9 protein-coding genes are annotated in these 12,153 nt (G+C 52.6%); all 9 read right to left on the bottom strand.

The genetic code is table 11. The features are described from left to right. Positions 1-27 precede the first annotated feature (27 nt). A complete protein-coding gene (locus tag ACFOMG_RS14430) occupies positions 28-1,869 on the bottom strand; it encodes a V-type ATP synthase subunit A (protein WP_376867625.1) in 1,842 nt (613 codons plus the stop codon). Then, complete coding sequence (locus ACFOMG_RS14425) at positions 1,866-2,603, bottom strand: hypothetical protein (protein ID WP_376867624.1); 738 nt, start codon at positions 2,601-2,603, stop codon at positions 1,866-1,868. Before ACFOMG_RS14425 ends, ACFOMG_RS14430 begins: the two co-directional genes overlap by 4 nt. Next, entirely contained in the window at positions 2,603-3,295 is a 693-nt protein-coding gene (locus ACFOMG_RS14420; protein WP_376867623.1) for a hypothetical protein, read from the bottom strand. Before ACFOMG_RS14420 ends, ACFOMG_RS14425 begins: the two co-directional genes overlap by 1 nt. 34 nt (positions 3,296-3,329) lie before the next feature. Beyond that, entirely contained in the window at positions 3,330-3,785 is a 456-nt protein-coding gene (locus ACFOMG_RS14415) for an ATP synthase subunit C (protein WP_376867622.1), read from the bottom strand. Further along, the gene (locus ACFOMG_RS14410; protein WP_376867621.1) at positions 3,778-5,634 is read right to left on the bottom strand and encodes a V-type ATP synthase subunit I; all 1,857 of its coding nucleotides are present in this window, start codon (positions 5,632-5,634) and stop codon (positions 3,778-3,780) included. Before ACFOMG_RS14410 ends, ACFOMG_RS14415 begins: the two co-directional genes overlap by 8 nt. After that, positions 5,631-6,257 (bottom strand): V-type ATP synthase subunit D, encoded by a 627-nt coding sequence (locus ACFOMG_RS14405; protein ID WP_376867620.1) that lies wholly within the window; start codon positions 6,255-6,257, stop codon positions 5,631-5,633. Before ACFOMG_RS14405 ends, ACFOMG_RS14410 begins: the two co-directional genes overlap by 4 nt. Further along, positions 6,257-7,636, bottom strand: a complete 1,380-nt coding sequence (locus ACFOMG_RS14400; protein ID WP_376867619.1) for a V-type ATP synthase subunit B — start codon at positions 7,634-7,636, stop codon at positions 6,257-6,259. The genes ACFOMG_RS14405 and ACFOMG_RS14400 overlap by 1 nt, the downstream gene beginning before the upstream one ends. Before the next feature lie 160 nt (positions 7,637-7,796). Continuing rightward, positions 7,797-8,789: a response regulator gene (locus ACFOMG_RS14395; RefSeq protein WP_376867618.1), complete on the bottom strand. Its 993-nt coding sequence runs from the start codon at positions 8,787-8,789 to the stop codon at positions 7,797-7,799. A 3-nt stretch (positions 8,790-8,792) separates the two neighbouring features. Next, positions 8,793-12,125 carry an MHYT domain-containing protein gene (locus ACFOMG_RS14390; RefSeq protein ID WP_376867616.1) on the bottom strand — a complete coding sequence of 1,111 codons (3,333 nt, stop codon included), beginning with the start codon at positions 12,123-12,125 and terminating at the stop codon, positions 8,793-8,795. Positions 12,126-12,153: the final 28 nt, after the last annotated feature.

Genomic DNA, 12,153 nt, shown 5'->3' with positions numbered 1-12,153 from the left:
CGGTTAACCGGCCCTGGCTGGCCGCTGTCAGACTAACCGCCCTTCAATCTCGGTCAATAAGCGCTGATACTCGGGGCTGTTATCAACGGAATAATTCAGATTTTTTAACAACCCGGTCAGTTGCGTATAAAAACTGCGTAACTCCGTTTTACTTTCGCCACCTGGCTGATGATCAATCACCCGCTCAAGCAGATGTAATAACGCCTGCTGACGCGCCATGGGCACAGAAACATCAACATCGTCAAAGGCATCCTGTTGCAGATACACCATATCCAGCAAGGTCGCTTTCTGACTGACAATAAAATCATCTCGACTAACGCCTTCCTCACCGGTCACCTGCATCATGCGGTTAATTTCATCGCCTTGGTGCAATAACTCCCGCAGCCGGCTGACCCGGTCAGTCCAGCCGGCTTCCAGATTTTTTTCGAACCAGGGTTTAAGCTGTTGCAGATAACGCGACCAGCTTAACAACGGATCAACCGCCGGATAAAAACGTTTATATGCGCGATCGGCTGATAACCCTAAAAATGTTTTGACAGTGCCTAAAGTAGACTGAGTTACCGGTTCTTCAAAATTACCGCCAGCCGGTGACACAGTGCCGATCATGGTTAAGGTGCCGCAATAATCGCTACCCGGTTGATGATCATCCTGGCGCTGTAATACCCCGGCCCGCTCGTAGACATTTTTAATGGCCGAATCGAGATAGGCGGGAAAGGCTTCCTCGCCTGGAATTTCCTCCAAACGGCCGGAGGTCTCCCGCATTGCCTGGGCCCAGCGCGATGTCGAGTCAGCAATCAGCAACACATCAAACCCCATGCTCTGATAATACTCCGCCAGTGTAATGCCCATATAAATAGAAGCTTCCCGGGCGGCCACCGGCATGGAAGAGGTGTTACAGATAATGATGGTACGATCCATTAACGTACCGCCGGTTTTCGGATCTGCCATATTGGGGAATTCCTGAATGGTTTCCACCACTTCCCCGGCCCGTTCACCACACGCCACGACAATCACGATATCGACATCGGAATAACGCGAGATCAAACCCTGTAATACGGTTTTTCCCGCTCCGAACGGACCGGGAATACAGCCGGTCCCCCCTTTGGCGATCGGGAAAAAGGTATCCACCAGACGCATCGTCGTCGCCAGTGGTTGTTGCGGGTATTGACGTTGTGCCTGGCCGCGCTCAATTAATGCCCGGGAAACCGGTTTACGAATCGGCCAGCGCTGCATTAAGCGGATGTCCCGCTGATTGCCATGAATATCCGACAACTGCGCCACTGTATCCTGTACCCTGACATTCCCCTGCTGAATCCAGTCCAGCTGCCAGCGGCCATTTAAATCGAACGGTGCCATAATTTTATGGCTGAAACGCCCTTCAGCTACCGTACCCAATACCTGAGCGGCAACCACGGTATCACCGGCCCGGGCCTGTGGTTTAAATAACCATTTTTTTTCCTGATCGAGAGCTTTAATGTCCACTCCACGAGGCAGAAAAGTGCCGAAATCAGAGGCCAGTTGTTGCAGCGGATTCTGCAGGCCATCGTACACCATTCCCAGCAATCCGGGCCCCAGCTCTGCCGATAACATTTCCCCGCTTTGCACGACCGCATCACCAACCCCGACGCCGCTCGTGCTTTCATACACCTGGGCATCGGCACGTTTACCGTTAATACGTAATACTTCGGCTTTCAGCCATTCCTGGCGCAACTCTCCGGCAGCGCCATCCTGTGCCTGACGACTGGGCAGAATATAAATTACTTCATTTTTAATCAGCGGCTGATGTGCCAGACTTTCGATCGTGACCAGATCATCCTGAACCGCAACCACCCGACAACTGGCTTGTTGTGAAACGGTGTGCTCCGTCATCCTGCTTCTCCCCGTGATAACCCGGCCTGCAATAACTGATCAAACCGCTGAACCGCCAGATCACCGTCATAGCGGCTCCAGCGTTCAACAATGTTCCATTTTAAAACGTAAATAACCACAGCATAAAAACTGAATCCATGATTCGCCAATGGTCTGGATAAATGCAGCCAGGCATTTTTCATTAATAACTTTTCCAGTGCTAAAGGCTGGTCGCTGTCGATAAACTGCTTCGCCTCGCTCAGCCAGGGCATGGCATGCTCCAGCCGGAAACAGGGTTCCTGCCAGTTATTTTCGATATTTTGTTTAAAACGACTGACAGTCCACTGGCCCTGGGGGCGGTTGTGAACATCCTGATGACGCTGGCGTAAGGCACCCACCAGAGTGCGGAAATCTATTTTATCGCGTACCAGAGTCTGCAACGCATGATCCTCAATTGCGGCCAGTACCGCTTTAATTTTCTCCACCGGTAATAACGAGCCATCGGCGTTAAATTCATGTGTCATTTCTGGCGAAAAATATCCCCACTGCAGGATCCCTTCAATTTCACTTAACAGATGACGATGATGGGGTTCCAGTGCCTTTAACCGTTGCTCCAGTGTCAGTCGTGACACCGGCGGCTTGTTGGCTGAAAATAAGGATAAATGGGCCGGCAATCCCGCCAGTAAACTCAGATACTGGTCCTGGTTATGGTATTGCCGGGGCTGGCCGTTAACGGCATCCGGGCTGAAGGTCATCAGTGAATCACACCTTCGAGAATGGCACGGAAGCGCGGCTGCAGATATTTCAGTAGCAGATCGGCAATCGCTTTATCACTGATATCAACCACCATATCGCTGCCTTTCAGTTTCATCTGAATACCGCCACTGTGTTCACCGCTGGCAAACTCGATCCCCTGACTGAACATTTGCTCGTTAAGGTGAAACGCCAGTTGTGATAACGGCCCTTCACTGGCAGCCTGAGGGTTCGCGCGAATATCATCCAGTTGTAATAACTGCTGCGGCACCAGCACTTCAAGAGTTTCTCCGGCTTGTGCCTGTAACCGGCTGTCTGCACTGATCTGGCGTACCGCCTCGATGATCAGTTTTTCCAGTACCGGCACTGCGGCTGCCTGCTGCGTCACTTCACGGGAAAAATCCTGCGACAGTCGTTCCAGCATGGCATTTTTCATATCCAGCACCATATCGCGGAATGCCAGCTGTAAGGCATCCTGAGCCGCGCGTGATTCGCGCTCGATTTGTTCGTGACTTTGTTTTAATAAAGCATCGGCTTTTTCCCGCGCCTGACGTTCGAGCATATCGGCACGTTTTTCAGCTTCGGCAATAATATTCAGTGCCTGCTGCTGACCAGCCTGAATACCGTCATTTTTTAACCGCCCGACCAGTTCATCAATACCCGACGATACTTGTTTTGCTACCTGTTTAGTCATGCTGTTTTCCTTCTCTGGCAGTCATCAGAAGCGGTCAGCCATGTGCCGCCGGCAAGCCGCCGGATAACACCAGCGCAAAAATAAAGACGAACACACCAAATCCTTCAACGATGGCGGCCGGCGCAATCGATAGCGCAAAAATTTCCGGTTTTTCTTTTGCCGCGGTAATGGCCGAAGCACAGGCGCGTCCCTGCCAGATACCGGTAAATAACAGTGCCAGACCGGCCAGTACACCAATACCCATCAGGCCACCGGCGTTGGCGGCAGTGATATCACGCTGCAAGGTAAACATCAGTACGATGCCATAAATCACAAACGATGAAGGCAACACCGATAAGCCAATAAAACGGCCATAACCGGACTCGGTATCCAGCATAGCGCCAATAGCTGCCTGCCCGGCGATGGCGCACCCCATCACGCTGCCAATCGCGCCCAGCGCCACCGGTGCAAACAACCCGAGCCAGCCCAGTGCAATGACCAGTTCATTCATGATTACTCTCCTCCTGATGAGTCTGTGAAGCCGCCGCTGAACGCTGCAACGCAAAGCGCGAATAAGCGTAACCTTCTCCCGGTGCTCCCCAGTTATAAAATTCGATAAAATTAAGTCGTAAGCCATGTACCACGCCACTCATAATGCCGAGTGCCAGATTGATCACATGACCGGTTAAAAAAATTAAACTGCCGGTTAACAACCCCAGTCCGCTGTTCGAGGCATAGGCATCAGCTGCCAGATTATTAAACGTCAACGCCAGTGAAGCACTGGCTAAACCCAGTGCGAATAACCGCATATAGCTGAGTACATCTCCGAATAATTTACTCAGGCTGGTCAGTTTCAGCAGACCATCCGTGATACGTAACAGCGCACTTTTACCATCCGTTACCGGCCGCTCACTGGCAAATGCCAGTATTAACAGAGCACTGGCCGCCGCTAGCACAGTTGCCAGCCCACTCTGGCCTGGCAGCAGCCAGAACACACAACCACTGACACTGATACCGACCCAGCCCAGTGCCGGCAACCATACAGACCAATGTTGCCACTGACTCAGAGCAACGCTGAGATTAGCCAGAATAATATGCCCGACACCAATCAGTACCGACAGCTGCATCATGGCGTTATAGTCATTCAGATCAATCACAGCTAACTGATTTAACAACGACGGCGCCGGTGCCTCATAACCAAAATAGCTGCCCACCATCACTCCCCAGATGGCTGCGCCGGCTAACATAAAACGCAATAAGCCAGCCATCGCCGCTGGCAGTTTTTTCCAGCTTAAGGCCAGCCCGACAGCCAGCAACAGGGCATAACCGGCATCGGATAAAATCATGGCAAAAAACAATGCAAACGACAGATATAAATGTACCGATGGGTCCCAGCTGCGATAGTCCGGCAACTGATAGATGGCGGCCAGATCGGCTCCGGCAGCAAAGCCCCGCGGGGGTTGTAATAACGTCGGTGGCTGGTCGTCAGGTTCAGGATCGTCGGCGACAAAAGCAAAAGCCCATTGCTGGCTGAGGTCCGTCAGTGCCGGGACTTTTTTCTCCACCAGCCAGGCTTTTAACACAAACAGGCGGCCATTCACTTCTGTTGTATTGCGCTCGTTTGCCGTTAATAACGCGCTGAAGTCTTCACTCTGGGCAGATACGTACTGAAATAATGCGCGGTTATTGGCCTGATCCAGATCGCGCTGCAGCTGTGGTAAATAACGACACAACTGTTGGCGCCGCACCTGCAGCTCTTCCAGTCTTAGCTCGGTATTTTCACGTTGCTGTATCAGAGTTTTGAACGGCAGGCTGCCCAGGTGTTCACGTTCTACCGGGAGAAAGTCATGACCCGGCTCATCATCACAGACCACCACCAGGTACAATTCCTGATGACTCTGACCAACAATTTTCCAGGCGACATCCAGAGTATTTAACGCGGCCCGGTATTTAACCGGTAAACGGTAAAACCAGAAACGAAAATGATCGACATAATCTTCCGGTGGAAAACTGAAATCTCCCCAGGGGCGCATACGGCCGATGCGGTCGTTCAGCTCTTCCAGCCGGTCGCTGATATCACGGATGGACTCTTTCAGATTTAATACTTCATCCACCACCCGTTCAAAATCAAAGTGGCGGGCGTGTTTGAGCGCCCGGCGCGGATGTTGGGTGCGCTGTAAAAACTGAATTGCCTGATAGGCTTTCTGTGCTTTCGGCGACAGCTCAGTTTCGTGGGCACTGTTCGGCCGCTCTTTGTCGATAATATGCAGTTCGCCAAACTGTTGCAGCGCTGCAATAATATCGTTTTTATCCTGCTGCCGTCCGACCAGGGTGATTTTTTTCAGTCGTACAATACTCATAACGCCGGCCCCGCGCTCTGTGGCGTATTGTCAGCCTGACGTTTACTTTTGGCGATTTTCGAAGTAATCACCGCTTCCCGGTCTTTATCATCCAGATAAATCTGTATTTTCCGGATATTTTTCAGCGTCTGTGGAATTAATACTTTATCGAATAAATTCACCCGCTGAGTCACTTTCACCAGCTCCTGTTGCAGAACATCTGCAATCTGCTGTTGCTGGCGGCGTTCACTTTCCAGCGTTAACGCCTGCTTTAACAGCGCCTGCAAACCATCCGTCCAGTGGGGTCGGGTAAGAATGGAGATCGGAGCACAAGCCAACCGGACTTGCTCTATTTTTTCTACCCAGACGCCGACAATATTGACCCGCCGGGTAACCACCTGCTCAACTCTGGCGAGGCTGTGCAGGTCGATACGGTCATTCGCTAACATCGGATAATCCCGCTGGACTTTGTCACGAATACGCTGCAATTCAGCCTGCTGTCGGGCGATCGTCTGCTGACATTGCTTCACCGTCACCATTAACTGCTGCCGCTTCATTTCCAGCGAGGGCAAAAAACGGCGATACGCAGCCAGTTGTCTGCGCTGAGCCGACAACGTCGCTTTCGATAATAACAGCCGCGCCATCAGCCACTTGCCTCTGCTGCTGTACTCAGTGAACCGTCGGCGACCTCACGGGGAAAATATTTATTAATTAATTCCTGTTTCATTAATAGCTGATCGGCTGAAAAACAACGTGCCATCATATCCCAGGCCAGATCCAGCGCCTGTTCCAGCTCCATTGAAACGTCCAGATCCATAAAATGCTGGCGGAATAAACCACCAAACTGCAGCAGTTGCCGGTCATAATCGGATAATTCAAATGCCATCGCCTGCTTTTGTTCTGCTTCTACGGCAGCGGAATAAAAGCGGATCATGGTGTTCATCACCTGGCTATGATCCTCGCGGGTTTGCTTGCCAATCACGTGTTGTTTTAACCGCGACAGTGAACCAAACGGATCTAACACGCCATTATGTAAATAAAACTGTCCTTCGGTGATATACCCGGTGTTATCCGGCACCGGATGACTGACGTCGTTACCCGGCATGGTGGTCACCGATAAAATGGTTACCGACCCTCCTTTGGCGTAATCACAGGCTTTTTCGTAACGACGTGCCAGCTGGGAATATAAATCGCCCATATAACCGCGATTAGACGGTACCCGCTCATTGGCGATGCCCACCTCTTTTAAGGCATCGGCATAAGCCGTCATATCGGTTAATAACACCAATACCCGTTTGCCTTCCTCAACGGCAAAACGTTCGGCAACCGCCAACGCCATATCCGGCACTAATAACCGTTCAACAATGGAGTCGGAGGCCTGATTCACAAACATCACGGTACGTGCCAGCACCCCGGCATCTTCAAACGACTGGCGAAAAAAATAAAAATCATCAAACACCAGCCCCATGCCACCAAACACAATAATGTCGGCGTCTGCCTGAATACCAATGCGGGCTAAAAAGCGGTTATAAGGTTCTCCGGATACCGAAAACACCGGGATTTTCTGACTCTCAACCAGGCAGTTAAACACATCAATCATAGGTACTTTGGTACGTATCATGCGCGACGCCAGTACCCGGCGCATCGGATTAACGGTGGGCCCGCCAATCACTACCTGGCTGTCATAACTCAGCTGTGGACCATTATCGATCACCTTACCTTTGCCATTAAAGGTGCGGCCAAGAATATTATCGGAAAACGTCACCTGCATCGGGTGACCCAAAAAGGTGACGCTGGCATCGGTCGCCAGACCTTTGGTGCCGTCCAGCACCTGCATGGTGACCAGCCCGGCTTTGATGTCGATAACCTGCGCCAGGCGACTGTCGTCGTCACTGCTGACCACCGCCAGATCATCCAGCCGTACCAGAGGTGGCTCACCGGCCGCCGGCAGCGGGATACGTAAACGTAATAAATCACCAACGATTTCTTCAACCGAGTGGTAGGAGGTTTGTTGTGACCCCATATGCCATTCCCTTGTTCTGAAGTCATGCCAGACTAAGCAAGCCGCTGACGGATAACATTGATTCAAATCGATTTTTAGCCGCTTATCATGACAAAGCTGCGTAAAGACTGTTTCAGTATTGTGTATAAAAACAATAAAGAAAAAATCAGCGCCGGATGTATTAATCGGTCCAGCGCTGTTTGATCGCGAGAATCTGGTCGAGATTCTGCTGCAGCAAGTCCACCAGCAGTGGCTCAAAATGTTTGCCTTTCTGGTCGTGCATAAAAGCCAGTGTATCCGCCACGCTCCAGGCCTCCTTATAAGGCCGCTTGCTGGTCAGCGCATCAAACACATCCGCCACCGCGACAATACGTCCCTCCAGTGGAATATCCTCTCCCGCCAGTCCGGCCGGATAGCCACTGCCATCCCATTTTTCGTGGTGGCTCAGCGCCACCGAACGCGCCAGCTGCAATAAGTCGGAGTCAGCATCGCCGAGAATATCCGCACCAATTTGTGGATGTTGTTTCATGATGGAGAATTCATCGTCAGTCAGCTTACCCGGTTTCAGCATAATGCTGTCGGGAATACCGATTTTGCCAACATCGTGCATCGGTGCTGCCAGCAATAAATCATCGGCCTGTGCTTCACACAAACCATAGGCCAGTCCCAGCACCCGGGAATAATGGCTCATACGCACAACATGCATCCCGGTTTCGTTGTCTTTAAATTCAGCCGCCTTCCCCAGCCGCTGAATAATCTGCAACCGGCTACGACGCAGCTCATCGGCGTTCACCAGTGATAAATGGGTTTTCACCCGGGCCTGCACCACCGCTTTCGATACCGGCTTGGTAATGTAGTCCACACAACCGGCCGCAAAGCCACTGGCCTCATCATGTTCGGCGTCCAGCGCGGTAACAAATATCACCGGAATGGGCTGGGTTTCAGGCTGTTGTTTCAGGCGCTGGCACACTTCAATGCCGGTCATATCCGGCATCATAATATCCAGCAGAATCAGAGCCGGTTTAATACTGGCCGCCAGCTGCAGTGCCTGGGCACCGTTTTTGGCGAAAACCAGCTGATAATCCTGTTGCAGAGTCTGCTGCAGTAAACGCAGATTGGCGGCTTCATCATCCACCAGCAATAACGTCGCTTTGTTCCGGATTGCGCTGTCCATCGATTACTCCTCTGCCGCCTGACCGAGCTGTGCCAGCAGGCTGTGCAGCTGCTTCGATGCGCGGTCAAATTCAAACTCTTCCAGTGCCGTTACCAGTGCCGTTATCCGTGCCTGCACCTCTTCGCCAAAGCCTGTGGTGCGATAGCCAGCCAGTTGTTGCAGATCGGCGTCATCGTAACCATGACTGGCAACAGCCTGCTGTAAACGCTGCAGCAGAGGCAGCAACTGCGTACTGTCCGGCTCGGGAGCAGCGGGTTCATCCGCCACCGTCATCTGTTGCAGGTAATTTTCCAGCTGCTCACCGCCACGCTGAATCTCTTCCAGAATCTCCGCGGCTATCGCGGGCTCACTGTGTTCCAGTGTTGCCAGCAGATTCATCCACTGACGTAACCCCAGATTGCCACACACCCCTTTCAGCGCATGTGCCTGGCGCCGTATGGCCGCTTCGTCCTGCTGTTCTATCGCCCGATGCAGACGGCGACAATAGTCCGGCCACTGGTTGACAAAGTTATTCAGCTCCCGCACAAACCGCGCCTTATCGCCCCATAAACTGAGCGCCTGCTGTTCGTCCAGCCACACTGCCGGATCCGCAACTGCCACACGATCCATCGTTGCCGGCGCTGATACCTGTGGCGTCAGCTCCAGCACCCGGGCAATTTCCAGATTCAGTAACGTGATATCGATGGGTTTGCTGGCAAAACCGTCCATGCCCGCTGCTTTTGCTGCCATCCGGTCGTGTTCCTGAACACTGGCCGTCAGCGCGATAATCGGCATATAAGGAGCGCCCTGCTGCTCCTGAGCACGACGCATGCGGGCAGCGGTCAGGCCATCCATCACCGGCATCTGCAGATCCATCAGGGTGATGTCCACAGTAGACTTCTGCATATGATGTAACGCCTGCTTGCCATCCCGCGCCGTAATCACCTGATGACCCGCCCGTTGCAGCAGGATTTCCAGCAACTCCAGATTCTGTTCGATATCGTCCACCACCAGAATCGTCAGCAGCGGCAATGTCCCCCGGGCCGCCGATTTATCCTCATCTTCGGGTTGTTCAGCAGGCTGCAACGGAATATCAAAACTGAAACAGCTGCCCACCCCCAGCTCACTGCGCACGTCGATCTCGCCGCCCATCAGCTCCACCAGCTGTTTGCTGATGGTGGTGCCCAGCCCGGTGCCACCAAAGCGGCGGCTCATCGATACATCCGCCTGGGCAAAAGCATCAAACACCGCGCTCAGCTGTTGTTCCGACATACCAATACCGGTATCGCTGATTGCAAACCGCACCCGCTGCCCGGCACAGGGTTCAACCCGTACCGTCACCACCCCTTCCTGAGTAAACTTCACCGCATTACCAACCAGATTCAGTAACACCTGACGAATCCGCTCAGCGGCCCCCAGATAAAAATGCTGTAATAACGGCGACACCTGAGTATCAATGCGGATGCCTTTGTCACTGGCCTGCAGCCATAAGGTTGAGATAACGGTGTCGATTTCATCGGTCAGTGAAAAGCGCCGGACTTCCAGCGCCAGCTTGCCTTTTTCCAGCTTGGCGCTGTCGAGAATATCGTTCAGCAGGTGCAGCAGAGATTTCGCCGAACGATTAATGGTCGTCAGCTGGCTGGCCTGGCTGGCACTCAGCTCCGACTCCAGCAGAATATCGCTGAAACCAATAATCGAATTCATCGGGGTGCGGATTTCATGACTCATATTCGCCAGAAACGCAGCCCGCGACGCCGCTGCCTGCTCGGCAACTTCTTTTGCCTTGCGTAACTCCTGCTCCATGGTTTTGCGGGCGGTGATATCCATCAGAAAGCCATCAATCCAGACATCGCCGCTGAATTCGTCAGTGACAAAACGGCCATGTTCCAGCAACCAGCGTTGCTGACCAGAACGGTCAATAATGCGATATTCCAGCGAAAAAACCGGAGGTTTAACCTGCTGATCAATCAGTTGTTCGTCATCCGGATGGTATAACTCGGTAAAATAACGTTTTGGCTGCGGCAATAAAAAATCAGCCGCCGGATAACCGGTAATCTGCTCTACCGCGTCACTGATATACACCATCGGACAGCCTTCGGTTTGCTGGCAGCGATAGGCAATCCCCGGGATGTTTTCCACCAGTGAACGGAGTTTCGCTTCGCGATCTCGCAGCTGCTGTTCCATCGCCACCCGCTGACTGAGATCAGAGATAAAGCCAACAAAAAAGTCTTCCTGACCCTGCTTCACATGACCAATCCCCAACCTTACCGGAATTTCATGGCCGTCTTTATGTAACGCCTGCACCTCGCGGCCGGTACCAATAATTTTGGCCTCACCGCTGTACAGATACTGGCCGATATAACCATTATGCTGATCACGTAATGCCTGTGGCATCACCCGGCTGACGTTCTGCCCCTTCAGCTCATATTCAGACCAGCCAAGAATCCGCTCAACTGCCTGATTAGTGCCCTGCACGATACCGCTGTGATTAATGATAATAATGCCGTCGACCGCGGTTTCCATCATGGCGCGGAAACGCTGTTCGTTGTCGCGGCTGCTGCGCACCAGGTCTTTGTACTTAAACAGAATGGTAATGCCTAATACCGCACTGATCACCACCAGAGTGGTAAAAAACACGCCATAAGCAAGATACGTATTGGCATCCGATACATGCCAGGGTTCCATGCCAGGGACTTCAACAAAACGGGCTGCCGCCATCCCGACATAATGCATCCCGGAGATAGCCGCTCCCATCACCATGCTGGCCAACATATGTGGACTGAGCCATAACGGCAGGCGTGGCTTCAGCTGTAACAAGGCAAAACGGATCCATAACGCCAGCATCGCCAGCAACACCGCCACAACCAGCGATAATAAAAACATAGGCAGGTCATAACGCAGCAACGGCGCCATTTGCATGGCTTCCATACCGAGGTAATGCATCACCCCAATACCGGCCCCCACCAGCACGCCACCCAAAACGGTATCACGTAAACCAATGCCGGGACGCAGATTCAGATTCAGTGCCACCCAGGAGGCGAGTACTGCCGGTATAATCGACAGCGCGGTAATACCCACGTCATAACTGACTGCGGTGCATAAATCGGCCGCTAACATGCCAACAAAATGCATCGCCCAGACACCGCAGCCCAATACCAGACTGCCGGCCAATAGCATCAGTTGCTTCCGTCCCGGGTTGCTGTCATGCGACACCTGGGTGGCAACCTGAAACCCCATAAAGGATGCCAGAACCGCAATCACCACCGACAACGCCACCAGAATGGGGTCATAACTGCCGGTTTCGATCAGCTCACTGCTCTGGTAATGAAATATGTCTACGGGCCAATCACTGAACACAAACTGCCTGCCTTAAGCGGAAAATGCG

It is taken from the genome of Bacterioplanoides pacificum (genome assembly GCF_042648445.1).
Lineage (GTDB): Bacteria > Pseudomonadota > Gammaproteobacteria > Pseudomonadales > Oceanobacteraceae > Bacterioplanoides > Bacterioplanoides pacificum.
Note: the sequence above shows the minus strand (reverse complement) of the source record. Positions and strands in the feature narration are given on the sequence as shown.